Origin of the sequence: Brevundimonas sp. Leaf280 (genome assembly GCF_001422455.1) — a bacterium.
Lineage (GTDB): Bacteria > Pseudomonadota > Alphaproteobacteria > Caulobacterales > Caulobacteraceae > Brevundimonas.
This window is the reverse complement of the sequence record NZ_LMNC01000003.1, coordinates 225,443-248,419: the sequence shown is the minus strand read 5'-3', so window position 1 is coordinate 248,419 and position 22,977 is coordinate 225,443. Positions and strand designations below refer to the sequence as shown.

Genomic DNA, 22,977 nt, shown 5'->3' with positions numbered 1-22,977 from the left:
CACCATCAGCAACTTTTGACGATGAAACGCGTCCGATTGGATGATTTATTCTTTTTGTTTTGCTGAGAACGCCTCGCGGCAATAATATTTGCCTCTAACGCGTCGTTTGCGGCATATGCGAGATATGCATAAGACCCTGAAGCAAGGCGGGACATTCGTTGTCGAACCCCGCCGCCTGTCCAAGGCCTCGGCCGAACTGCGCGCGCGCGGTTTCGGCGAGATCACGATTCCGCCGTCCACGGAGACGGCCGAGAAACAGGCGTCGCGCTGCACCGACTGCGGCGTGCCCTTCTGCCAGAACGCCTGCCCGCTTCAGAACAACATTCCCGACTGGCTGCGCCTGTCGGCCGAGAACGAGCCGCGCGAGGCCTGGCGCGTCGCGTCCCTGACCTCGACCATGCCCGAAATCTGCGGCCGCATCTGCCCGCAGGACCGGCTGTGCGAAGGGTCGTGCACATTGAACCAGTCCGGCTGGGACGCCGTGACCATCGGCTCGGTCGAGGCCTGGCTGGGCGACCAGGCCTTCGCCAACGGCTGGGTCGAACCCATTCGCCCGGCGGCCGAACGCGGCGAAACGGTCGGCATCGTCGGCGCCGGTCCGGCCGGTCTGGCTGCCGCCGACCGCCTGCGCTGCGAGGGCTATCAGGTCACGATCTATGACCGCCACGACCGCGCCGGCGGGCTGCTGATCTATGGCATCCCTGGCTTCAAGCTGGAAAAGCATGTCGTGCAGCGCCGCGTGGATCGCCTGATCGACGGCGGCGTCCAGTTCGTTCTGGGCTGCGAGGTCGGCAAGGACGTAACCCTAACCGAGCTGCGCGACCGCCACGACGTCGTCCTGCTGGCTATGGGCGTCTATCAGCCGCGCATCCTGTCCGCTCCCGGTCGCGGGCCGGATTCGACCGTCGCCGCCCTGTCCTATCTGACCCATCAGAACCGGCGCGACCTGGGCGACGCCGAACAGGACGGCTGGCACGAGGCGCGCGGCAAGCGGGTCGTCGTCATCGGCGGCGGCGACACCGCGATGGACTGCGTCCGCACCGCCGTCCGGCAAGGCGCAGCCAGCGTCACCTGCCTGTATCGTCGTGATCGCGAGAACATGCCGGGCTCGGCCCGCGAAGTCGTCAACGCCGAGGAAGAAGGCGTCGTCTTCGAATGGCTGGCCGCACCCAAGGCCCTGCTGTCGCAAGGCGACCAGGTCACGGGCGTGCGCGCCGCCCGCATGCAGCTGACCGAGGCCGCTCCGGGCCAGCGTCGCGACATCGTGCCGGTTCCCGGCGCCGACTTCGACGTGCCGGCCGACATCGTCATAGAGGCCCTGGGCTTCTCGCCCGAGCCGTTCGCGGCGCATGAGGCCAATTTGCGCCTACGCGACGACGGCACCATCAAGGTGGGTTCGGTCAGCTTCGCCACCAGCCTGCCCGGCATCTTCGCCGCCGGCGACGCCGTGCGCGGCGCCTCGCTCGTCGTCTGGGCCGTCCGCGAAGGCCAGGACGCCGCCGCCGAGATCGACCGCTACTTCAAGACCCGCACCGAGGAGGTCGCGGCATGACCTGGCTGAACAAATACGAACAAACCCGTGACCGGCTGGAAGCCGGCAACGCCTATGACCGCGCCTCGGAGCGCGACGCCTGCGGCGTCGGCCTGGTCTGCTCCATCGACGGCACGCCGCGCCGCGACGTGGTCGAATATGCGATCCGCAGCCTGAAGGCCGTGGCCCACCGCGGCGCGGTCGATCCTGACGGCCTATCGGGCGACGGGGCCGGCATCATGGCCGAACTGCCCCAGGGCTTCTTCGCCGAACAGGTAGCCTCGATCGGTCAGTCCCTGCGTCCTGGGCCCATCTGCGTCGGTCAGGTCTTCCTGCCGCGCACCGACCTGGGCGCCCAGGACCGCGCCCGCGCCATCGTCGAGACCGAGGCCCTGCGCGCCGGCTTCTGGATCTATGGCTGGCGTCAGACGCCGATCGACCTGTCGGTCGTCGGGACCAAGGCCGGCGCGACCCGGCCCGAGATCGAGCAGATCATGCTGGCCCCGCCGCTGGACGACGCGGGCCAACCGCTGGACGGCGAGGCGCTGGAGCGCGAACTGTATCTGTGCCGCCGCCGCATCGAAAAGACGGTCAAGACCGAGAACCTGGCCGGCGTCTATATCTGCACCCTGTCCGCGCGCTCCATCGCCTACAAGGGGATGGTGCGGGCCGAGTTGCTGGGCGACCTGTATCCCGACCTGGAAGACCCGCGCTTCGTCTCGGCCTACGCGGTCTTCCACCAGCGCTATTCGACCAACACCTTCCCCGAATGGAAGCTGGCCCAGCCCTTCCGCATGATGGCCCACAACGGCGAGATCAACACGCTGAAGGGCAACCTCAACTGGATGAAGTCGCACGAAATCCGCATGGCCGCACAGGCCTTCGGCGACCGCGACCGCGAGGTGAAGCCGGTGGTTCAGCCGGGCGGGTCGGACTCTGCGGCCCTGGACAATGTCATGGAGGTGCTGGTCCACGCCGGTCGCCCTGCGCCGATGGCCAAGGCCCTGCTGATCCCCGAGGCCTGGGCCAAGGACGACGTGGTCATGCCCGCCGAACACCGGGCCTTCTACGCCTATTGCAACGCGGTGATGGAGCCGTGGGACGGCCCGGCCGCCATCTGCGCCGCCGACGGCCGATGGATCGTGGCGGGCAAGGACCGCAACGGCCTGCGTCCCCTGCGCGCCGTCGAGACGGTCGATGGTCTGCTAATGGCCGGCTCCGAAGCGGGCCTGGTGCCCATCCCCGAAAGCCGGGTGAAGCGCCGCCTGCACATCGGCCCCGGCAAGCTGATCGCCGTCGATATGAAGCACGGCCGCGTCTATGACGAGCATGAGGCCATCGACGCCCTGTCCGCCGCCCACCCCTATACCGAGTGGCTGGACAATATGGTGGATCTGGAGCCGATCATCGGCCCCGGACCCGAGCCGCGCTCGGCCTCGGGCGAGGCCCTGACCCGTCGTCAGATCGCCGCCGGATACAGCCGCGAGGATCTGGACCTGCTGCTGGACGCCTTGGTGCGTGACGGCAAGGAGGCGGTCGGCTCCATGGGCGACGACGCCCCGCCCGCGGTGCTGTCGGCCCTGCCCCGCCCGCTGTCGCATTACTTCCGCCAGAACTTCAGCCAGGTCACCAACCCGCCGATCGACCCGCTGCGCGAAGCGGGCGCCATGAGCCTGAAGACACGGTTCAAGAACCTGGGCAACATCCTGGCCGAGGAAGAGGCCCAGACCGACGTCTTCGTGCTGGACAGTCCCGTCCTGACCAACGGCATGTACGAGCGGATGATCGACACGGTCGGCGCCGGCTCCACCGTGGTCATCGACTGCAGCTATGACGTTCCCTCGGACGAGGCCCGTCCGGGCGTGGCCTTGCGCGCCGCCCTGGACCGCATCATGGACGAGGCCGAGGCCGCCGCCCGCGACGGCGCCGCCTTGATCGTGCTGACCGACCAGGCCGGCTCGGCGGATCGCCTGGCCGCGCCGATGATCCTGGCCACCGCCGGGGTTCACGGCCGCCTGACCAAGGCGGGTCTACGCTCTTACTGCTCGATCGTGGTCCGCACCGCCGAAACGCTGGACCCGCACGGGTTCGCCGTCCTGGTCGGGGTCGGCGCCACCACCGTCAACGCCTGGCTCGCCCAGGACCTCTTCCAGGAGCGTCTTGACCGGGGCCTGTATCCCGGCTTGACGCTGCGCGACGCCTGCTTGAACTACAAGGCCGGCATCGAGGCGGGCCTGCTGAAGACCCTGGCCCGCAAGGGGATCAGCGTCATCTCCGCCTATCGCGGCGGCTGCGAGTTCGAGGTGCTGGGCCTGTCGCGCGCCCTGACCGCCGAGTTCTTCCCCGGCGCCCCGTCGCGCATCTCCGGCATCGGCCTGGCCGGTCTGGAGCAGGCGGCGATGAAGCGGCACCGCATCGCCTGGGGCGAGGCTGTCCCTTCCCCAGCCATCGGCGGCTTCTTCAAGATCCGTTCGGGCGGCGAAGCCCACGCCCACGAGGCCAAGACCATCCACCTGCTGCAGGACGCCTGCAACCGGGGCGACTACCGCCGCTTCAAGCAGTTCTCCGAAGTCGTCCGCGCCCAGGCCGACCTGTCCCTGCGCGACCTCCTGGACTTCCGCGAAGGCACGCCCATCCCGCTGAACCAGGTCGAGAGCGTGTCGGACATCCGTCGTCGCTTCCTGACCCAGGCCATGTCGCTTGGCGCGCTTAGCCCCGAGGCGCACGAGACGCTGAACATCGCCATGAACCGCATCGGCGCCCGCTCGGTCTCGGGCGAGGGCGGCGAGGATCCCGAACGCTATCACCCGCGTGCGAACGGCGACGACGCCAACTCGGCGGTGAAGCAGGTGGCCTCGGGCCGGTTCGGCGTCACGGCCGAATATCTAAACCAGTGCCGCGAGATCGAGATCAAGGTCGCGCAAGGCGCCAAGCCCGGCGAGGGCGGGCAGTTGCCCGGCTTCAAGGTCACCGAGTTCATCGCCCGGATGCGCCACGCCGTGCCCGGCACGACCCTGATCTCGCCGCCCCCGCACCACGACATCTATTCGATCGAGGATCTGGCTCAGCTCATCTACGACCTGAAGGCCATCAACCCCGATGCGCGGGTGACGGTGAAACTGGTGTCCGCCTCGGGCATCGGCGCCATCGCCTCGGGCGTGGCCAAGGCCAACGCCGACGCCATCCTGATCGCCGGCCACAACGGCGGCACCGGCGCCTCGCCCCAGACCTCGATCAAGCACGCCGGCCTGCCGTGGGAAATCGGACTGGCCGAGGCCCATCAGGTGCTGACGCTGAACAATCTGCGCGGCTCGGTCACGCTGAGGACCGACGGCGGGGTCCGCACAGGCCGCGACGTGGTCATCGCCGCCATGCTGGGGGCCGAGGAATACGGCGTCGGCACTGCCGCCCTGATCGCCATGGGCTGTCTGATGGTGCGCCAGTGCCATTCCAACACCTGTCCCGTCGGCGTCTGCTCCCAGGACGAGCGGCTGCGCGACAAGTTCACCGGCACGCCCGACAAGGTGGTGAACCTGTTCACCTTCATCGCCGAGGAGACGCGCGAGATCCTGGCCTCCATCGGCGCGCGCACGATGGACGAGATCATCGGCCGCACCGATCTGCTGCGTCAGGTCCGTCGCGGCGGCTCGCACCTGGACGACCTGGACCTGAACCCGCTGCTGGTTCAGGTGGACGAGGGCGCGGCCGGCAAATGGGCCGACAAGACGACGCGCAAGCCCATCGCCGACAGCCTGGACACCGCCGTGCTGAAGGACGCCGTGCGCTTCCTGGATCGCGGCCAGACGCTGGAGCTGTCCTATCCGCTGAACAACACCCAGCGCACGGTCGGCGCGGCCCTGTCCTCGGCCATCGTGCGCCGCTTCGGCGCGCAAGGTCCGGCGGGCCGTCTGAAGCTGCGTCTGGAAGGCATCGCAGGTCAGAGCTTCGGCGCCTTTGCGGCCAAGGGTCTGGAACTGCACCTGACGGGCGAGGCCAACGACTACGTCGGCAAAGGGCTGTCGGGCGCCGAAATCTCAATCCGCACGCCCGAATGGCGCGAGGATCAGTTGATCTGCGGCAACACCACCCTGTATGGCGCGACCTCCGGCCGTCTGTTCGTCGCCGGCGCGGCGGGCGAGCGGTTTGCGGTCAGAAACTCCGGCGCCGAGGCCGTGGTCGAGGGTCTGGGCGCGCACGGCTGCGAATATATGACCGGCGGGCGCGTGGTCGTCCTGGGCTCGGTCGGCTGGAACCTGGCGGCGGGCATGAGCGGCGGCGAGCTGTTCGTGCTGGACAAGCCGGGCCATGCCGAGCGCGCCCTGAACGGCGACCTGGCGGGCGTGACCGACATCGACGCACAGGCGGCCGATCGACTGAAGGGCCTGATCGAGGCCCATCTGGCCGCGACGGCCTCGCCTCTGGCGCGGCGTCTGCTGGCGGATTGGGACAACAGCCTGAAACGCTTCGTCCGCATCGTGCCCCTGACCGACATCGTCGCCCGCACGGAACGCCTGAAGACCTCCGCCTGACACCGAACCGCCTGCCTTAGAAAGCCACCATGACCCGATCCGCCGCCCTCGCCGTCACGCTCGTCGCCGGGGCGGCGGCCTTCGCCTCACCGGCCCTGGCGGCCCCGGCCCTGCTGGCGCATCAGGCGCCGCTGGTCATCAATACGGCGGCGACCGCCTGGATCCTGACCTCGACGGCGCTGGTGCTGCTGATGACCCTGCCCGGTCTGGCCCTGTTCTACGGCGGCATGGTCAGGAAGAAGAACATCATCAGCGTCGTCGCCCAGTCGACGGCCGCCTTCGCCATCGTCTCGGTCCTGTGGTTCCTGGTCGGCTACAGCCTGTCGTTCGGCAAGGGACCGGACGCGATCAACGGCTTCATCGGCGGCGTGCAGGCCGCCTTCCTGAACGGCGTCACGGCCCAGACGGCCCACAGCCTGCTGCCGGGCCTGCCCGAACTGCTGTTCGTCGCCTTCCAGATGACCTTCGCCATCATCACCCCGGCCCTCATCGCCGGCGCCTTCGCCGAGCGGATGAAGTTCTCGGCCAGCCTGCTGTTCTTTGGCCTGTGGCACCTGATCGTCTATGCGCCGATCTGTCATCAGGTCTGGGGCGGCGGCTATCTTGGCGGTCTGGGCGTGCTCGACTTTGCGGGCGGGGCGGTCGTCCACGTCAACGCCGGGATCGCCGGCCTGGTCTGCGCCCTGGTGCTGGGGCCGCGTCACGGCTTCGGGCGCGACAACATGGCCCCCGCCAACCTGGTCTACAGCGCCATCGGCACCGGCCTGCTGCTGGTTGGCTGGCTGGGCTTCAACGCCGGTTCGGCGGGCGCTGCGGATGCCTTGGCCGCCACCGCCGCCTTCAACACCATTCTGGCCGCCGGAGCCGCAGCGCTCGGCTGGATGACCATCGAATGGTTCGATCGCAAGCGCCCGACCTTGCTGGGCCTGTTGTCCGGCGTCGTCGGGGGCTTGGTCGCCATCACCCCCGCTGCCGGCTTCGTCGATCCCAAGGGCGCCTTCTTCATCGGCCTGATCGGCGGTCCGGCCTGCTATGCGGGCGCGGTCTGGTTGAAGCACGCGCTGAAATACGATGACAGCTTGGATGCCTTCGGCGTGCACGGCGTCGGCGGCATCGTCGGCGCCCTGCTGACCGGCGTCTTCGCCACCACGACCGTCAACGCCCTGTCGGAGGGGGCGACCGTGTGGAAACAGGCCGTCGGCCTGGTCGGCGTCATCGTCTGGAGCGCGGCCGGCACCTTCGTCGTCCTGATGATCTGCAAGTTCACCACGGGCCTGCGCGTCACCAAGGACGAAGAGGTCGAGGGGCTGGACTATACCCAGCACGGCGAGGCCATCCACTGACCCCACAGGGGCTGCCGGTTGATCCCGCCCTCGCCAGCCCCCATCTTCATCTGTGACGGACGGTCTTGCCGATTGCGGGAGACCGACCGCTCGGTCGCTGACGCAAGGACCCCAGATGACGACGACGCGCACCATCCTGTTCGACAGCCCGTTCCTGCTGGGCTTCGACCACACCCGCGCCCTGATCGACCGCGCCGCCAAGGCCGCGGCCGAAAGCTATCCGCCCTACAATGTCGAACAGATCGGCGATGCGGGCGTCCGCATCAGCCTGGCCGTCGCTGGGTTCGCGCCCGAAGAACTGGCCATAACTTTGGACGGCCGCCAACTGACCATCGCCGGCAAACGCGACGACGCCGGCAGGGGTGAACAGGCCTTTCTGCACCGCGGCATCGCGGCGCGTGGCTTCGTTCGCAACTTCGTCCTGGCCGACGGGCTGGAAGTCGAGGGCGCCCGGCTGGAGCACGGCCTGCTCCACGTCGATCTGATCCGGCCCGAGGCCGAGCGCCAGGTGCGACGCATTCCCATTACGTCTGGGCCCATCACGGCCGGCTGAAAGCCACAGCCATTCGAACCGCCCGGCGATCCGGGCGTTGTCAAATATGAAGGAGGCGGTCCTAATGACGCCGATGACGATGACCAAGGAAGACTTTGCCGGACTGGGCGCCCCCGACCTCGTGTATGTGCGCGAGATCAAGGCCTCGGACCTGCTTGAAGAGGCGGTCGAGATCAAGGACGTGGATCTGAACCCCGGCCAGATGCTCTATGCCGTTCATAGCGCCGACGGCGAGCGTCTGGCGGTCATGATCGACCGCGACACCGCCTTCGCCGCCGCCGTGGCGCATGAGCTGGAGCCGGTTTCCGTTCACTGATCTGATGGATGGCGGCGCGCAGGCGCCGCCGTTCATGACGCCGTTCAGGCCGCCGTCGCGGCCGTGGCGTCCTTGACGAACAGGGCGCGGATCGCATCGGTCGTGCGCGCCTGTCTCAGTTGCTCACGCAGTTCGGGCGACCGTAGCGCGCGCGACACCGCCGCCAATGCGCGCAGATGCTCGGCGCCCGCCTTGGGCGGGGCAAACAGGCCGACGATCAGATCGACCGGCCGGTCGTCCACCGCATCATAGGCCACAGGCGTATCCAGCCGCACGAACACCGCGGTCACCTTCTCGACCTCGGTGAGACGTGCGTGCGGCACCGCGACCCCGGACCCCAGCCCGGTCGATCCCAGCGTCTCGCGCTCCATCAAGGCGTCAAAGATGCGGGCTTCGTCGAGGCCCAGCGCATGCGACGCCGCCTCCGCCAGCGCGTGAAGCGCCTGTCGCTTGGACGACGCGCCGCTGCGCAGCACCACGCCCTTGGGCGCGAGCAGATCACCGATGTCCATTACACAACCTCGATACACGCAGCAGACAACGGCGCGGCCGCCCGTTTAGAGACAACCGCGCCGAAGTCAAACTGAGGCTTAGTTCACCGAACCGTTGGACTTGGCCGTCCGTTCGGGATCGATCCATCCCACATTGCCGTCAGGGCGACGATAGACGACCGCCAGACCGCCGTGGGCCGCGTTGCGGAACAGCACGACCGGATAGCCCGTCATGTCCAGTTCCAGCACAGCCCGTCCGACCGTGATGGTGCGGATTTCGTGCTCGGTCTCGGCGATGACCATGCCCACCGGCGGCGGGCCGTCGTTCTCGCCGGTGTCGCCGAAGACATCGTCTTCCACGCTGTCGGGATCACGCAGCACGATGCTGCGTGCGACTTCGCGGGCGGCGTTTTCGGTCTTCTCGGGCGACAGACCCTTGGGTCCGATGTGGTGGTCCTTGAGCCGGCGCTTGTAGCGGCGAACCCGCTTTTCGAGCCGATCCAGCGCCTCGGTGAAGGCCGAGTGGGCGTCGCCGCCCATTCCGGTCGTCACCAGGGTCTGGCCCGACGCGAGGCGGACCCAACAGTCCACCTTGAAGTTGTGGCCGTCCTTGGACACCACGACCTCGGCGTCTTCACCGCCTCGGGCGAAGTATTTTCCGACCCCGTCTTCGAGTTCCTGGGAGATGCGCGAGCCTAACGCTTCGCCGACATCCACTTGCTTGCCGCTGACTTGGACTTGCATGCCGATAGAACGCGCCCGACCCGATTTGGTGTCAATCCAGATCACCGATTTGTGGTCACGCTTGGCTGTGGATGTCAGCCGGTCTTCATCATCCGGCGGCGCTCGACCGAGGACGGAATCCTCAAGGCTTCCCGATATTTGGCCACGGTGCGGCGGGCGATGTCGATGCCCGTTTCCTTCAGGATTTCCACGATCCGGTCGTCGGACAAAACGTCACCCTCACCCCCCTCGCCGTCGATCATGGATTTGATCTTGTGACGGACGGCTTCGGCCGAATGGGTCGATGCGCCATCCACCGACTGGATGGCGGCGGTGAAGAAGAATTTCAGCTCGAACACGCCCCGCGGCGTGGCGATAAATTTGTTCGAGGTGACGCGGCTGACGGTCGATTCGTGCATGCCGATGGCGTCGGCGACGGTCTTCAGATTGAGCGGCCTCAGGAACTCGACGCCGAAGGCCAGAAAGGCGTCCTGCTGGCGCACGATCTCGGATGAGACCTTCAGAATGGTCTTGGCCCGCTGATCCAGCGACTTGACCAGCCAGTTGGCCTGGGCGGCGCAGTCGGCGACGAAGGTCTTTTCGGTGTCCGATCGCGCGCCGGCCTGAACCAGGCCGTGATAGCGTTTGTCGACCAGCAAGCGCGGCAGGGTGTCGGCGTTCAGCTCGACCCGCCAGCCGCCGGCGGGATCGGGCCGTACATGCACATCGGGCACGACCGTTTGCGCCGGCTCGCCGCCGAAGCCTGCGCCCGGACGCGGCGTCAGCGCCCGCAGTTCGGCGATCATGTCGGTCAGATCCTCGCCATCGACCTCGCAGACGCGGCGCAGGCCCGCCAGATCGCGCTTGGCCAGCAGGTCCAGGTTGTCCAACAGAACCGCCATCGCCGGATCGAACCGGTTGCGCTCGATCAGTTGCAGTTTCAGGCATTCCGGCACCGACCGCGCCATGATCCCGGTCGGCTCAAAGCCGTGACAAACGCTCAGCACCGCCTCGATCCGCTCCAGCGGCACGCCCAGCCGGTCGGCGAATTCGGTCAGTTCTCCGCGCAGATAGCCGCCCTCGTCGGTCGCATCGATCAGGGTCAGGGCGATGCCGTGGTCGGCCGGCGTCAGGCCCGCGCTCGACGCCTGGGCCTGAAGATGCTCCCACAGTGTCAACTCGTGCGCGTCGGGCCGCTCGCCCTCGCCCTCGAACATCTGGCCGCCCTTGCCGGCGCTGGACCAGTCCGACAGCCCAGGCTGGGCTTCGTCAGTCATCCGGTCGCTGGTGCGCTCGCCCGGCGCGGCGTCGCCATAGACATCGTCCGAACCCGCATCCATGCCGGACACAGCCTCATGGCCGACCCCGTCGCCGAACGACATTTCACCGTCCGCCGTCGCCTCCGCGCGCTCGACCGGCTCGGGCGTCTCGCCCTCCGGCTCTTCGCGTTGCAGCAGCGGATTGCGTTCCAGCTCGGCCTCGACGAAGTCCTCCAGCTCGAGGTTCGACAGTTGCAGCAGCTTGATCGCCTGCTGCAGCTGGGGCGTGATGACCAGCCCCTGCCCCTGCCTGACCTCTAACCGTTGCCCGATCACGTTCGAAATCTTCCCGCCCGGCCGCCGAGTGGCCCGGAACTTGCTGGGACAGAATGTCGCCGAACCGGTTAACGCGAGACGAACGCGCTTTTTGTCTCCTCCTGTTCGCGCAACGATGGGGAGGTGACGCGGCGCTTTTCGCGCCGTGACGGAGCGGCTCTTCACCGTCTTGAAAGCGCCGGTGGGACTCACTGAGCCCCTCCACCGCTAATCGTCAGATGTAGTTTTCGCCCAGATACACCCGGCGCACTTCGGCGTCGTGGATCGCCTCGTCGGACGTGCCTTCGAACAGCACCGCGCCGTTCGAGATGATCGACACCCGGTCGGTGATGTCCAGGGTCTCACGCACATTGTGGTCGGTGATCAGCACGCCGATGCCCTGGCTGGCCAGATAGCGGATCACGGTGCGGATGTCGGCGATGGCCAGGGGGTCGATGCCGGCGAAGGGTTCGTCCAGCAGCATGAAGGACGGCCGTCCGGCCAGCGCCCGCGCGATCTCCACTCGCCGACGCTCGCCGCCCGACAGCGCCGTGGCCCGCGCATGGCGCAGATGGTCGATGTGCAGTTCGTTCAGCAGCCGGTCGGTCTCGGCGCGGATCTGGTCGCGCGGATAGTTCAGCTCGACCACCGCCTTGACGTTCTGCTCGACCGTCATGCCGCGAAAGATCGAGGCCTCCTGCGCCAGATAACCCAGGCCCATGCGGCTGCGCTGATACATCGGCTGGCCGGTGATGTTCTCGCCGTCCAGCCAGATCGCGCCCGAATCCGGCGGGATCAGGCCGGTGATCATGTAGAAGCAGGTGGTCTTGCCCGCGCCGTTCGGGCCAAGCAGGCCCGCGACCTCGCCGCGCTGGACCGTCAGGGACACGTCGCGCACGACCTGACGCTGGCCGAACGACCGCGCCAGGTTCATCACCCGCAGGCCCTTTTCCGCAGGCGCGGGCGCCACGGCGGCCGGCTGCGGCCGCTCGTCCAGGTTCAGGGCTGACAGTTCCTTGCGCGCCAAATGCTCAGGTCCGTGACGGCCAGACGGCCTCAGTTCGAGTTGGGATAGAAGACGCCCTGCACGCGGCTTCCGGCGGCGCCGCGCGGCGCGCCGTCCATGCGGGCGGTCTCGGTGTTGATGTTGTAGACCAGGCGCGAGCCGGTCAGGACGTTCTTACCCTGGGTCAGGATGACGTTGCCCGTCACCACGATCTCGCCGTTGCCCAGATTATAGACGGCGCGGTCGCCGCGCATCGACTGGTCGGGCGTCACGAAATAGACGGTGCCGCTGGCCTCGGCGCGTTGCAGATCGCCGCCCTCGCCGCTGACCAAGGTCAGGGTGTCGGCGCGGAAGCGGTTGCCGCCCTGCGTCGCCTCGGCCCGGCCGCGCAGGATGATGCGGTTGGGGGCGTATTCGACCGAGTCTGCGCCATAGGCGACGGGCTGATTGGTCGCCTGAGCCTGCGCGTCCACCAGGGCCGGCATGCCGACGACGGCCGCCGCCGCGACGACAGCCAGCGCCTTCGAAATCTTCGTCACGATCATCCGCCTGACCCCTTGGGCGTCAGAACGCCCTTCACCTTGTTGTCGCCTGCGCCGTCGAACACGACGCGCTGTCCCTGATCGTAGATCGCATAGGACGATGCGTTGATGGTTCCAATAGGGCCGGAACCCTGAACGCCCTTTGAACCGGTGACGTTTCCGGTCGAGGTGTCGACCACCGCCTCGGGCGTGGTCAGGACGAAGCCCGTTCCCCCGTCCGAAATGCGCACGTTCGGACCGATCGTCACCGTCTTGGCCTGCTCATCATAGATGCCGCCGTCGGCGGTCAGTTCCGTGACCTTGCGCCCGCCCAGGTTCAGCTTCAGCGCCGGGCCGATCAGTTTGAACTTGCCGGTATTGGGATCGCGCACGGCGCCTTGCGCGCCGACGGTGAAGGCTCTCCCTTGCGCGTCCTGACCGTGGAACAGGGGGGCGTCCAGGCGAACTTCCTGGCTCTGGCTGGCCTTGCGCTCCACCCCCGACATGACGGTGCGGAACACGGTCCAGGTCAGGGCGCCGCCCGCCAGCACCAGGATGACGATCGGCAGGACGCGGCGATAAAGCTTCACCCGCCGCGAGCGCGCGCGCCAGCGGGCGCCGGCCAGGGCGACCCTGGCCTCGTCGGCCTCGATGCGGGACTGTTCGCCGTGTTCGGTCAAGCGCGCCTCAGCTGTGGGCGAAGATGTCGGTCTCGTCCCAGCCTGCCAGGTCGAGCGCCGACCGTGTCGGCAGGAAGTCGAAACATTTGGCGGCCAGTTCGGTTCGCCCTTCGCGCGCCAGCATCATGTCCAGCTTGGCCTTGGCCGCGTGCAGATACAGGACGTCCGACGCCGCATAGTCCAGCTGCGCCGGGCTCAGCGTCTCGGCGCCCCAGTCCGAGGACTGCTGCGCCTTGGACAGGTCCACGCCCACCGTCTCGCGCACCACGTCCTTCAGCCCGTGGCGATCAGTGTATGTCCGCGCCAGCTTGGAGGCGATCTTGGTGCAGTAGACCGGCCGCGTCTCGACGCCGAGGTGCAGCAGGAACATGCCGATGTCGAACCGGCCGAAGTGAAAGATCTTGGTCACCGCCGGGTCGGTCAGCACCCGCTTCAGATTCGGACAGTCGTAATCCGGCCGCCGCATCCGCACGACATGGGCGTTGCCGTCGCCGGACGACAGCTGCACCACGCACAGCGGATCGCGGCGGAAGCGCAGGCCCATGGTCTCGGAATCGATGGCGACCTCGGACCCCAGGTCCAGATCGTCGGGCAGGTCGCCCTCATGCAGGTAAACGGTCATGCTCAGGCTCTTACACGGCGAACGCGGCGCGCGAAACGGGCAAGCTCAACCACGAACGGGCCTCAAACAGCGGAGAGACGCGCGCGAGACGATAGGCTAAAACAAAGAAAGCGCCGCATCTTTCGATGCAGCGCTTTCTGAATGATGGTGCCCAGAAGAGGACTCGAACCTCCACGGCCGTTAAGCCACTGGCACCTGAAGCCAGCGCGTCTACCAATTCCGCCATCTGGGCCCCGTCGGCAGCGCCTTGCGGCGTTTCCATCGGGAAGGCGCGGACCTCTAAGGGAGGCTCCGGGCGGGGTCAATAAGGATTTTTCGCCTTTGCGAGATTTCTTGCGCACGCAGCGCGGCAAGCCTGGCCGCACGTCGTTTTCGATCCGCGTTCGGTGGCGACTTAATGGGCGCTAAGCCTGTTTTCTAACCCCGTCTTGAGGCCAGGTCGCCTAGAAGCGCCTGATGGCGGACCCGTCTCTCAGCCCCTCTGCGCCAGAGCGCGTCGTCACGGAGCGTCGCGCCCGGCCGCGCGCGCCGTTTCGCCAGAACCGCCGCGCCCACGAGCGGGTCACGATCCTGGGGCAACCGATGGATCTGGTGAAGCCGGAAGAGGTGCTGCACCAGATTCAGCAGGCGGTGCGACAGGGTGAAAAGAGCCTGATCGCCAATCACAACCTGCACAGCCTTTATCTGATGCAGAAGCGGCCTGAACTCGGCGCCTTCTACGACAAGGCCGATCTGATCGAGGTCGATTCGACACCGCTGCTGGCCTTCTCGCGCGCCCTGGGCCTGCACAGCCGGGGCTGTCACCGCTGCACCTATCTGGACTGGCGCGACCATTTCTGGAGCGTGGCGAACCGTCAGGGCTGGCGCGTCCTGTCCGTCGGCGGCGCGCCCGGCGTCGGCGACGAGGCGGCCCGCCGGCTGAAGCTCCGCTATCCGGACGCCGACATCGCCATCCACCACGGCTTCTTCGACGCCCGCCCCGGTTCGTCCGAGAACGCCGCCGTCCTGGATCGCATCACGGCCTTCCAGCCCCACATCCTGTTCGTCGGCATGGGAATGCCGCGCCAGGAGCTCTGGATCGCCGACAATTTCGAGCGCCTGCCCGATTGCGTCACCCTGTCGGTCGGCGCCGCCTTCGACTATGAGGCGGGTGTTCAAAGCGCGGCCCCGCGCTGGATGGGACGCGCCGGCATCGAATGGGCCTATCGCCTGCTGCACGATCCGAAACGGCTGTTCGTCCGCTACTGCGTCGAGCCCTGGACGCTGCTCCCTCTGGCCCTGCGCGACATCCGCAAGACCAGAGGTCGCAGCCGCTGATCACGTTATTCCTACTGGCCAGATAGATATTTATCGCCATGATCCCTCTGGACCGCCGCGTGTTATCGACAGCGACGGAAACGAAAAACGGGGGTGCGCGTGCCGCAGCAGAATGGACCGCATGTCGCCATTGTCGGCGCGGGTTTCAGCGGCTTGCTGACCGCCGTCAATCTGCTGAAGGCCTCGCGCGATGTGCGCGTCACCCTGATCGAACGGCGCGGCGTTTTCGGTCCCGGCACCGCCTATGACACCGGAAATCCCGGCCATCTGCTGAACGTCCGCCTGGACAATATGAGCGCCTTTCCCGACCAGCCCAGCCACCTCGCCGACTGGCTGGCCGAACAGCCGTCGTGGCGCGCCCAGGACGGCTTCATCACCCGCGGCGTCTATGGGGACTATCTTCAGGCCCTGCTGGACGAGGCGCTGGACGACGCCCCCGACCGACTGAACCTGATCGGCGCCGAGGCGCAGTCCATCGATCGCCGGGACGACGGCTGGCGCATCGTGACCAGCGACGGACAGATCGCGGCCGATCAGGTCGTGCTGGCGCTGGGCAATCTGGAGCCCGCCTCGCCCCCCGGCGTCGAGGACGCGGTGCGCGCCTCCCCTGCCTATGTCGAAAACCCCTGGCGGTTCGATCCTCAGACGGCGCGCGACGCCCGCAACGTCCTGCTGATCGGTTCGGGCCTGACGATGGTGGATGCGGCCATCACCCTGCGCCGGCCAGGCCGTAGGCTGACCGCCCTGTCGCGTCACGGCCTTTTGCCTCGCGCCCACGCGACCGTTCAGCCCACGCCCTATGTCGGCGCGTTTTCGGGCAGCCCGGCCGAAATCCTGCGCCAGATCCGCGCCGCGACAGCCGAGGCCGATTGGCGCGCCGTGTTCGACCGCCTGCGCCATTCCGCGCGCGACATTTGGCGAGGTTGGTCGCGGGTGGAGCGCAGCCGCTTCCTGCGCCATCTGCGCCCCCTGTGGGATGTGCATCGCCACCGCCTGTCGCCCGGCCCGGCGCGCGACATCCATTCCATGCTGGCCGGCGGCGAACTGACGATCCTGGCCGGCAAGCTGACCGAGCTGAAGGCCACCGACGTCATCGAGGTCTCGTGGCGTCCACGCGGAAAAAAGCGCGCCATCAAGGAGCGGTTCGACCTGGTCGTGAACTGCACCGGGCCGCTGGGCGTGATCTCCAAGAGCACCGAGCCGATGATCCGCGACATCCTGGACAAGGGTTACGGTCGCCTCGACCCCTTGGGCCTGGGCCTGCAGGTCGATGACGAGGGCGGTCTGCTGGACGGCGCAGGCGCCCCAGCGCGCGGTCTTCACGCCATCGGCCCCCTGACGCGCGGCGCCTTCTGGGAGATGACGGCCGTGCCCGACCTGCGCGGCCAGGCCCGCGATCTCGCCGCCCGTATCCTGTCGGACCGCCCCTAGACTGGAACAACCGACACGTTTAGATTACACACCCTGAACGATCAGGGGCGATGACAGTGGGGGCAAGAAGAGGCATCGACTTGCTGGTCGCGATCCTGTCGCTGGGCCTGACGGCCTTTGCGCCTCAGAGCGTATCGGACTATCGCCTCGCCTCCGCAGACAAGGTGCGCATCGACGTCTTCGGCGAGGCGGCGCTGGGCGGCGAGTTCGTGATCGACGCCAGCGGCCGGATCGCCCTGCCGCTGATCGGCGAGGTCCAGGCTGCCGGCCTGACGGGCGCCCAGCTTCAGGACGCCGTCGCTCAAGCCTTGAGCCAGGGCTATCTGAACCAGCCGCGCGTCACCGCCCAGGTCCTGGCCTATCGGCCGATCTACATCCTGGGCGAGGTCAATCGGCCGGGAGAATACCCCTATCTGCCGGACCTGACGGTGCTGAACGCCGTGGCGACGGCGCAAGGCTTCACCTATCGCGCCAACACGCGCCGCGTCTTCGTGCGTCGCGCCGGATCACAGGTCGAAGAAGCCCAGCCGCTGACCGCCGATGCGCGTGTTTCGCCCGGCGACACTTTGCGGATCGGCGAACGCTACTTCTAACCCGCTGTCAGATCGGCATCGCCATGATTTCCTTATAGGCGGAAATCACCTGATCGCGGACCGAGATCACCGTTTCCAGCGATGCCTCGGCCGAGCTCAGCGCCGTGACCACATCGATCAGATTGCCCTGGCCCTGGACCGAGCGGGTCATCTGGGTTTCGGCCGCGCGCGATTGCTGGGTCATGTCGGTCATGGCGTTCTTGACCAGGTCGGCGAAGCCGCCGTCCCCGACGCCGGGCGCCTGGGCTCCTGTCGGCATAGCGCCGCCCTGGACGGCGGCATAGGCCTTGGCGGCCATCATCGGATTCATGGCCTAGTCCTCAGCGTTTGATGATGTCGAGGGTGCGGCTATCCATCGACCGCGCCGTCTCGATGACGTTCAGATTGGCCTCATACGCGCGCTGCGCCTCGCGCATGTCCATCGCCTCGACCAGGGTGTCGACATTGGGCCGCATTACATACCCTTGCGCGTTCGCGGCCGGGTGCGACGGGTCATAGTCCATCTTGAAGTCGCCCTGGTCGGGCCGAACCTCGGCCAGGGTGACACCGGTCGCCCCATCGACCTCGCGCGCCTGGAAGACCGGGATTTGGCGGCGATAGGGCTCGCCGCCCGGCGTGCGCGCCGTCGACTGGGCGTTGGCGATGTTCTCGGCGATCACGCGCATGCGCGACTGCTGCGCCTTCAGGGCCGAGGCCGCCACCGCCATGGCGCTGTTCGAAGGGGGGATGGGATCAGGCATGGGTCAGTCCTTCTCGGCCATCGGCTCAGGCGCCCGGCCGCTTGGCGGCCATGCGGATCATGGACATGGATTTCTGGTAGAAGCCGATGGCGGCGTCATAGGCCATGCGGCTTTCGGCCATCTTCAGCATCTGCTCTTCGACCACCACCGAATTGCCGTCCAGCGTGGTCTCCGAATCGGGTGCCTTGGTCGGAGCGAACCGCACCGGCGAACCGGCCGGCGCGATATGGGCCGCATTGGTGCGCACCATCTGCAGACCCCCGCCCGAGCGCATGGCGGCGGCGAAGTCGGTCGGCTGTTTCAGGTCGCGCCCGACGAAGCCCGGCGTATCGGCGTTGGCGACGTTCTCGGCGATGACCCGCTGGCGGGCGTCCAGCCAGCCCAGCCGGCCCTTGATCTGCCCCAGCAGCGGTATGTCGGCGACGCCCATGGCGATCTCCCGTGCGACGCGAATGCGCGCGATGGGCAGAAAATGCCGCCTGGATGGTTAATAGGGGGTTATCTCAACGGGTCGTTAACCGTGGTGGTTAACATTCGCGGCCTGAGCGCGGACTGCGCGGGGCCTTTGCAGCGTCATGAATTTCCTCGATCTCGCCCGGGCGGTCTTCGGCCTGGCCTTCACCCTCGGCCTGATCGGGATCGCGGCCTGGGCTGCGCGCCGCTATGCCCCGCAAATCCTGGCCCGGCTGAACGCTGAGCGCGGCGAGCGCCGGCTTCAGGTCGTCGAGACCCTGGTGCTGGACCCCGCCCGTCGCCTCGTTCTGGTCCGCGTCGACGACGAGGAGCGGCTGATCCTGCTGGGCGAAGGCCGTGAACTGATCGAACCGCGTCAGCCCCCTGTCGGCAAAGTGGGAGGCGGCCAGTGAAGCCCGCCGTCTTCGTCAAGCCGACCGGCGCCGAGCTGAAACGCGCGGCCCTGCTGTCGCTGTTCACCACCCTGGTCTGTCTGGCCTGGCCCGTCGCGGCCCTGGCTCAGCAGGCGGCGCAAAGCGGCTCGGCCCTGAACATTGATCTGGGCACCGGCGCCGGCCTGACCCAGCGCGTGGTCCAGCTGGTCGGTCTGATGACCGTCCTGTCCTTGGCGCCGTCCATTGTCATCATGACCACCAGCTTCGTGCGGATCATCGTGGTCCTGTCGCTGCTGCGCACGGCGCTGGGCCTGCAACAGTCGCCGCCGAACGCCGTCTTGGTGTCTCTGTCGCTGTTCCTGAGCGCCATCGTCATGGCCCCGACCTGGCAGGACGCCTATGATTCGGGCATCCGTCCGCTGATGGATCAGCAGATCGAACTGCCCCAGGCCTTCGATCAGGCGTCCGAACCCGTAAAAACCTTCATGCTGGCCCAGGTGGACCGCGGGGACCTCGCCCTGTTCACCCGTCTCAGCAAGATCGACCCGCCCCAGAACGTCCAGGACCTGCCCCTGCGTGTGGTCACCCCGGCCTTCATGATCAGCGAGCTGAAGAAGGCGTTCGAAATCGGATTTCTCCTTTTCGTTCCGTTCCTTGTGATCGATCTGGTGGTGGCCAGCGTGCTGATGTCCATGGGCATGATGATGCTCCCTCCGGTGGTGGTGTCCCTCCCCTTCAAGTTGATCTTTTTCGTGCTGGTGGACGGCTGGCGATTGGTCGCCGGAAGCCTGGTCGAGAGCTTCCAGCGGGCGTCCGGTACCGGATAATCCCCCGCCCCGTATGGCTTTAAGCGTCATCGGCGCTTGCAAAGCGTATGGAAATCCGTGTTGATCCCCCGGTCCTCGCTCGGAATCGGGCGACTAACACTGGAAACGCTTCTTATGACCACTCAAGCCGAACTGATCGCCGCCGTCGCCAAGGACGCTGGTGTTTCGCAGGCCGACGCCGGCAAGGTGCTGACCGCGATCGTCGAAAACATCCACTCGACCCTGAAGTCGGGCGGCGACATCCGCATCTCGAACCTGGGCGTCTTCGACACCGCCGATCGCGCTGAGCGCGAAGGCCGCAACCCGGCTACCGGCGCGACCATCAAGATCGCCGCCTCCAAGGCCGTGCGCTTCCGCGTCTCCAAGCCGCTGAAGGACGCAGTCAACGGCTAAGCCTTTTCGGTCCTGCGATGCAGGACCGGCAATGCTCGACGGGCGGGGGTCGCGACGCGATCTCCGCCCGTTTCAATTTCAGGCGGCGCTCTTGGCGTCAGCTTCTTTTCTGAACGCCTGTTTGGCGCTGTTGACCCAGCCGACGAAGGTGTCGGCCTGGCTGGACAGATTGGCGAAGTCGCCCGTCCCCGCCACGCCCGACAGATTGTCGTCCAGCGCGACCCGCAGCGCCGCCGCCGAGCGCGCGCCGGGAACCATCGGCCCAAAGCGCCCGCTCAGCCGCTGCAGCGCGGCCCGATCGCCCGCCAGCGAATAGCCGACGCCCGCCCGGATCAGCCAGCTTTCCTCAGCCGGCGTCAGCGGCGTGGTCGCGGTCTTGTAGCGATCGCCCAGCCGCGCCTCATAGATCGGCGCCGCCTCGCCCCACTTCTGCTGCTTCCAGAAGATGTCGGCCCGCACCTCGCGCGCCGGGTTCGACTGATCCCGGTCCAGCACCTCCAGCGCATGGTCGAACCGGCCCAGATCCATCAGAGCGCGCGCCTCCAGCGCCCGGCGCTCGCTGTTCATCGCATTGGGCAGCAGGGTGGTGCGCGACCCCCAGATGGCCTGCAACGCCTTCTCAGGCTGACGGTCCATCAGATAGACGGTGGCCAGATTGGTCGCGACCTGGGCCTTGGCCACCCCATCCAGACGCTCATCCACCTGGTGCTTCAGCAGTTCGGCGGCCTGATCCAGCAGGTCCACGTCGATCAGCCGGCGCGACAGACGCCGCACCATCTCGTCGCCGTCCGCCCCGATCGGGGTCAGTTCGCGGAAGTCATAGAACAGCGCCAGCGCCTGCACCGGCTGCAAACCGTCCGCCGCCCCGTCCAGGAAAAGGGCGCGGAAGGCGTTCGCCTGATCCGCCTGCACCTCGGCTGCGCCCGGCACGCCCGCCATCCGCTTGCCCGCGCCGCGCAGGGCGTCCAGCGCCTCGCGGTATCGCCCCTGCTGCAGATAGATGCCCGACAGTTTGCGCACGACCGCCATCTCGGTCGCATCCCCGCGCCAGCGCCATTTCAGCTGTTCCAGCTGGGCCGTCGCCTGATCCGGCGTGATCGCGCCCTTGTCCAGCTCCAGGCTGACGGCGCCCAGTTTCGCCGGCGTCGCGATCCCGTCCAGCGGCGCGCGCGCCACGGCCTTGTAGATCGCCAGCGCCCGGTTCTTGTCGCCGTTCAGCTCGAACATCCGCGCCTGAACCAGACGCGCGGTCAGTTGATCGACCGCCGGCGCATCCTGGCTGAAGACATAGGTCAGCAATTGCTGGGCGGCCGGCAGGTCGTTCAACTGGATCGCGGCCATGGCGTGGGCCGCGCCGAATCGCGCGCGCCATTCCTTGGGAAAGCTGTCGATGGCCGGGGCGCCGGCGGCGAAGTTGCGACGCGCCCCCTCCCAGTCGCCCATTTCCGAGGCGATATAGCCCAGCCAGACCTTGGTCGCCGGATCGTTGGCCAGGGCCGCGCCCGCGAAATCGACCTGGGCCTCTTCCAGCCGCCCGACGCCGACGCGCGCCACGCCGCGCAGACCGCGCACTTCGGGCTCGCCTTGCAGGTTCGGCGCCTTGGCGATCAGGGCGTTCAGCACCCCGATGGCCTCATAGTTCAGGCCCGACCCGACCAGGAACCGCGCCAGAGCCATCCGCGCCTCGATCGGCGCGCGCGGATTGTCGGCCGCCGCGATCGTCTCCAGCCCGGCCGCATCCTGCAGCCGGCGATAGCGGTCCGAGAATCCCGCCTCGCCGGTCGCGGCCCAGGTCTCGTCGATCAGCGCCGGATAGGCCGCCCGCTTGGGCGCATCCGCATTGTGGTCGCCCGTCTCCAGCCCGGCCGCCGGCGACGACAAGGCCAGCCCCTTGGGCCGGCTCAGCGTCACCAGATCGCCCGCCGCCTCGATCTTCAGGTCGTCAGCCGCCGTTTCGACCGCCAGGCCCTGCGCCGTCGGGATCAGGCTCAGATCGACCGTGCGCCGTCCGCCGGCGTAACCCTTGCCGGGCGCCAGGGCCGTCACCGCCGCGAACCGGTCCCCAATCAGCGGATCGGTCAGCCAGACCGCCTTGGTCGCTCCGGCCATCTGCGCCACCAGCACCGGCGCGCCGTCGTCGGACCGGCCGACCTCGACCCCGCCCGCCGCACCGTCCGGGCCGCCCAGGGTCACGGTCCAGGTCCCGCCCTGCCCCTGCGCCGAGACGCCCAGCCCTTCAGGTTCGGCGATCCTCAGGGCCGTATAGCCCGGCCCGGCCGCCCACTGGGCGTTCTTGGCCGATCCCAGCGCCTTGGCGCCGCTCATATCCATGCGCGCGGCCGTGTCGAACACGACCCACACCGCATCGCCCCGGCGGAAGACGGCCGCTCCCACCGGCGCGCCCCAGTCGAAGGTCAGAACGGTCTTGCCGCCGGCCGTCTCGGCCCGCACCGGCACCGCGGCCTTGGTCGTCTGCGGCGCGGCGGCGTCCCCGCCCTCCGGCGCCTTGCCGGGCGCATAAAGGTTCAGCCACACCGCCCCGTCCGCTACGCCCGAGCGCGCATCTGCGCCCTGTTCCAGCGTCAGGATCAGGTCCGTGCCGCCCGCGCCACGGCTCGGCCGCGTCTCGACCGACTTCACCCCGGCCGGCGGATCGACCTTCAATCGCGAGACGTCGGGCGCGGCGGTGGTCCCCAGCCGAACGACGACCTTGTCGCCCTTGCGGCTGATGCGCGAGCGCACCCCGATCACGCCGACGAACTCGACCCGCGTGAACTCGGCGTTGGCGCCGATATTGATGGACAGCGGATCGCGCGACCGCCCGACCTCTTGGGCCAGCGGCGCCATGGGCGCGAACACGACGGCGCCCGCCGTGGCGGCGGCCACGGTGGTCTTCAGGATGCGCTTTGTCGGCGAGGCCCCGGACATATCTCCCGACC

General features: G+C 67.8%; 22 protein-coding genes and 1 tRNA gene. 11 read left to right on the top strand and 12 right to left on the bottom strand.

The window, feature by feature from the left end; genetic code table 11:
* The first annotated feature begins 124 nt into the window (after window positions 1-124).
* The 5 genes from ASF31_RS07340 to ASF31_RS07320 all read left to right on the top strand — a co-directional run bounded on the left by ASF31_RS07340 (window position 125) and on the right by ASF31_RS07320 (window position 8,272).
* On the top strand, window positions 125-1,552 hold the full coding sequence (locus ASF31_RS07340; protein WP_055754036.1) for an NAD(P)-dependent oxidoreductase: 1,428 nt from the start codon (window positions 125-127) through the stop codon (window positions 1,550-1,552).
* Complete coding sequence (gene gltB / locus ASF31_RS07335; RefSeq protein WP_055754035.1) at window positions 1,549-6,060, top strand: glutamate synthase large subunit; 4,512 nt, start codon at window positions 1,549-1,551, stop codon at window positions 6,058-6,060. Before ASF31_RS07340 ends, gltB begins: the two co-directional genes overlap by 4 nt.
* Window positions 6,061-6,089: 29 nt before the next feature.
* Window positions 6,090-7,403 (top strand): ammonium transporter, encoded by a 1,314-nt coding sequence (locus ASF31_RS07330; RefSeq protein WP_055754034.1) that lies wholly within the window; start codon window positions 6,090-6,092, stop codon window positions 7,401-7,403.
* Between the two features lie 115 nt (window positions 7,404-7,518).
* Window positions 7,519-7,956: an Hsp20 family protein gene (locus ASF31_RS07325; RefSeq protein WP_055754033.1), complete on the top strand. Its 438-nt coding sequence runs from the start codon at window positions 7,519-7,521 to the stop codon at window positions 7,954-7,956.
* Window positions 7,957-8,020: 64 nt separating this feature from the next.
* Window positions 8,021-8,272, top strand: a complete 252-nt coding sequence (locus ASF31_RS07320; RefSeq protein ID WP_017506777.1) for a DUF1150 domain-containing protein — start codon at window positions 8,021-8,023, stop codon at window positions 8,270-8,272.
* A 44-nt stretch (window positions 8,273-8,316) separates the two neighbouring features.
* Here ASF31_RS07320 and ptsN read toward each other — a convergent pair whose 3' ends face one another.
* The 8 genes from ptsN to ASF31_RS07280 all read right to left on the bottom strand — a co-directional run bounded on the left by ptsN (window position 8,317) and on the right by ASF31_RS07280 (window position 14,121).
* Window positions 8,317-8,784: a PTS IIA-like nitrogen regulatory protein PtsN gene (ptsN, locus tag ASF31_RS07315; protein WP_039244754.1), complete on the bottom strand. Its 468-nt coding sequence runs from the start codon at window positions 8,782-8,784 to the stop codon at window positions 8,317-8,319.
* 78 nt (window positions 8,785-8,862) lie between these two features.
* Window positions 8,863-9,507: a ribosome hibernation-promoting factor, HPF/YfiA family gene (hpf, locus tag ASF31_RS07310; RefSeq protein WP_055754032.1), complete on the bottom strand. Its 645-nt coding sequence runs from the start codon at window positions 9,505-9,507 to the stop codon at window positions 8,863-8,865.
* 74 nt (window positions 9,508-9,581) lie between these two features.
* Entirely contained in the window at window positions 9,582-11,081 is a 1,500-nt protein-coding gene (rpoN, locus tag ASF31_RS07305) for an RNA polymerase factor sigma-54 (RefSeq protein ID WP_055754031.1), read from the bottom strand.
* Between the two features lie 214 nt (window positions 11,082-11,295).
* The gene (gene lptB, locus ASF31_RS07300; RefSeq protein WP_174087076.1) at window positions 11,296-12,087 is read right to left on the bottom strand and encodes an LPS export ABC transporter ATP-binding protein; all 792 of its coding nucleotides are present in this window, start codon (window positions 12,085-12,087) and stop codon (window positions 11,296-11,298) included.
* 29 nt (window positions 12,088-12,116) lie between these two features.
* Complete coding sequence (locus ASF31_RS07295) at window positions 12,117-12,611, bottom strand: LptA/OstA family protein (protein WP_055754030.1); 495 nt, start codon at window positions 12,609-12,611, stop codon at window positions 12,117-12,119.
* A complete protein-coding gene (gene lptC, locus ASF31_RS07290; protein ID WP_045809723.1) occupies window positions 12,608-13,267 on the bottom strand; it encodes an LPS export ABC transporter periplasmic protein LptC in 660 nt (219 codons plus the stop codon). The genes ASF31_RS07295 and lptC overlap by 4 nt, the downstream gene beginning before the upstream one ends.
* Window positions 13,268-13,274: 7 nt before the next feature.
* Window positions 13,275-13,889: a ribonuclease D gene (locus ASF31_RS07285; RefSeq protein ID WP_055754029.1), complete on the bottom strand. Its 615-nt coding sequence runs from the start codon at window positions 13,887-13,889 to the stop codon at window positions 13,275-13,277.
* Window positions 13,890-14,034: 145 nt separating this feature from the next.
* A tRNA-Leu gene (locus ASF31_RS07280) sits at window positions 14,035-14,121 on the bottom strand.
* Between the two features lie 224 nt (window positions 14,122-14,345).
* On the opposite strand from ASF31_RS07280, the gene ASF31_RS07275 reads away from it, so the two are divergent.
* The 3 genes from ASF31_RS07275 (at window position 14,346) to ASF31_RS14285 (ending at window position 17,230) form a co-directional block, all read left to right on the top strand.
* Entirely contained in the window at window positions 14,346-15,206 is an 861-nt protein-coding gene (locus ASF31_RS07275) for a WecB/TagA/CpsF family glycosyltransferase (protein ID WP_055754028.1), read from the top strand.
* A gap of 99 nt (window positions 15,207-15,305) precedes the next feature.
* Complete coding sequence (locus ASF31_RS07270) at window positions 15,306-16,637, top strand: FAD/NAD(P)-binding protein (protein WP_162233948.1); 1,332 nt, start codon at window positions 15,306-15,308, stop codon at window positions 16,635-16,637.
* Window positions 16,638-16,717: 80 nt separating this feature from the next.
* Entirely contained in the window at window positions 16,718-17,230 is a 513-nt protein-coding gene (locus ASF31_RS14285) for a polysaccharide biosynthesis/export family protein (protein ID WP_235551276.1), read from the top strand.
* 7 nt (window positions 17,231-17,237) lie between these two features.
* On the opposite strand, the gene ASF31_RS07260 is transcribed toward ASF31_RS14285, so the two are convergent.
* Genes ASF31_RS07260 through flgB form a run of 3 tightly spaced genes read right to left on the bottom strand, consistent with a single transcriptional unit; the run spans window position 17,238 to window position 18,400 of the window.
* Window positions 17,238-17,540 carry a flagellar hook-basal body complex protein FliE gene (locus ASF31_RS07260; RefSeq protein WP_055754026.1) on the bottom strand — a complete coding sequence of 101 codons (303 nt, stop codon included), beginning with the start codon at window positions 17,538-17,540 and terminating at the stop codon, window positions 17,238-17,240.
* 10 nt (window positions 17,541-17,550) lie between these two features.
* Window positions 17,551-17,970 carry a flagellar basal body rod protein FlgC gene (gene flgC / locus ASF31_RS07255; protein ID WP_369796239.1) on the bottom strand — a complete coding sequence of 140 codons (420 nt, stop codon included), beginning with the start codon at window positions 17,968-17,970 and terminating at the stop codon, window positions 17,551-17,553.
* Between the two features lie 25 nt (window positions 17,971-17,995).
* Window positions 17,996-18,400, bottom strand: a complete 405-nt coding sequence (flgB, locus tag ASF31_RS07250) for a flagellar basal body rod protein FlgB (RefSeq protein ID WP_017506835.1) — start codon at window positions 18,398-18,400, stop codon at window positions 17,996-17,998.
* A gap of 145 nt (window positions 18,401-18,545) precedes the next feature.
* Between flgB and ASF31_RS07245 the strand changes: the two genes are divergently transcribed.
* The 3 genes from ASF31_RS07245 (at window position 18,546) to ASF31_RS07235 (ending at window position 20,038) form a co-directional block, all read left to right on the top strand.
* Window positions 18,546-18,836 (top strand): flagellar biosynthetic protein FliO, encoded by a 291-nt coding sequence (locus ASF31_RS07245; protein WP_055754025.1) that lies wholly within the window; start codon window positions 18,546-18,548, stop codon window positions 18,834-18,836.
* Window positions 18,833-19,645 (top strand): flagellar type III secretion system pore protein FliP, encoded by an 813-nt coding sequence (gene fliP, locus ASF31_RS07240; RefSeq protein WP_039244769.1) that lies wholly within the window; start codon window positions 18,833-18,835, stop codon window positions 19,643-19,645. The genes ASF31_RS07245 and fliP overlap by 4 nt, the downstream gene beginning before the upstream one ends.
* A gap of 114 nt (window positions 19,646-19,759) precedes the next feature.
* Window positions 19,760-20,038: an HU family DNA-binding protein gene (locus ASF31_RS07235; RefSeq protein WP_017506838.1), complete on the top strand. Its 279-nt coding sequence runs from the start codon at window positions 19,760-19,762 to the stop codon at window positions 20,036-20,038.
* 78 nt (window positions 20,039-20,116) lie between these two features.
* Here ASF31_RS07235 and ASF31_RS07230 read toward each other — a convergent pair whose 3' ends face one another.
* Entirely contained in the window at window positions 20,117-22,966 is a 2,850-nt protein-coding gene (locus ASF31_RS07230; RefSeq protein WP_055754024.1) for a lipopolysaccharide assembly protein LapB, read from the bottom strand.
* Window positions 22,967-22,977 lie beyond the last annotated feature (11 nt).

What these genes read in the sequence shown, in the direction of transcription:
- ASF31_RS07340 (WP_055754036.1), top strand. Translation starts at nt 125, where the DNA reads ATGCATAAGACCCTGAAGCAAGGCGGGACATTCGTTGTCGAACCCCGC.
- gltB (WP_055754035.1), top strand. Translation starts at nt 1,549, where the DNA reads ATGACCTGGCTGAACAAATACGAACAAACCCGTGACCGGCTGGAAGCC.
- ASF31_RS07330 (WP_055754034.1), top strand. Translation starts at nt 6,090, where the DNA reads ATGACCCGATCCGCCGCCCTCGCCGTCACGCTCGTCGCCGGGGCGGCG.
- ASF31_RS07325 (WP_055754033.1), top strand. Translation starts at nt 7,519, where the DNA reads ATGACGACGACGCGCACCATCCTGTTCGACAGCCCGTTCCTGCTGGGC.
- ASF31_RS07320 (WP_017506777.1), top strand. Translation starts at nt 8,021, where the DNA reads ATGACGCCGATGACGATGACCAAGGAAGACTTTGCCGGACTGGGCGCC.
- ptsN (WP_039244754.1), bottom strand. Translation starts at nt 8,784, where the DNA reads ATGGACATCGGTGATCTGCTCGCGCCCAAGGGCGTGGTGCTGCGCAGC.
- hpf (WP_055754032.1), bottom strand. Translation starts at nt 9,507, where the DNA reads ATGCAAGTCCAAGTCAGCGGCAAGCAAGTGGATGTCGGCGAAGCGTTA.
- ASF31_RS07295 (WP_055754030.1), bottom strand. Translation starts at nt 12,611, where the DNA reads ATGATCGTGACGAAGATTTCGAAGGCGCTGGCTGTCGTCGCGGCGGCG.
- ASF31_RS07285 (WP_055754029.1), bottom strand. Translation starts at nt 13,889, where the DNA reads ATGACCGTTTACCTGCATGAGGGCGACCTGCCCGACGATCTGGACCTG.
- ASF31_RS07275 (WP_055754028.1), top strand. Translation starts at nt 14,346, where the DNA reads ATGGCGGACCCGTCTCTCAGCCCCTCTGCGCCAGAGCGCGTCGTCACG.
- ASF31_RS07260 (WP_055754026.1), bottom strand. Translation starts at nt 17,540, where the DNA reads ATGAATCCGATGATGGCCGCCAAGGCCTATGCCGCCGTCCAGGGCGGC.
- flgC (WP_369796239.1), bottom strand. Translation starts at nt 17,970, where the DNA reads ATGCCTGATCCCATCCCCCCTTCGAACAGCGCCATGGCGGTGGCGGCC.
- flgB (WP_017506835.1), bottom strand. Translation starts at nt 18,400, where the DNA reads ATGGGCGTCGCCGACATACCGCTGCTGGGGCAGATCAAGGGCCGGCTG.
- ASF31_RS07245 (WP_055754025.1), top strand. Translation starts at nt 18,546, where the DNA reads ATGAATTTCCTCGATCTCGCCCGGGCGGTCTTCGGCCTGGCCTTCACC.
- ASF31_RS07235 (WP_017506838.1), top strand. Translation starts at nt 19,760, where the DNA reads ATGACCACTCAAGCCGAACTGATCGCCGCCGTCGCCAAGGACGCTGGT.
- ASF31_RS07230 (WP_055754024.1), bottom strand. Translation starts at nt 22,966, where the DNA reads ATGTCCGGGGCCTCGCCGACAAAGCGCATCCTGAAGACCACCGTGGCC.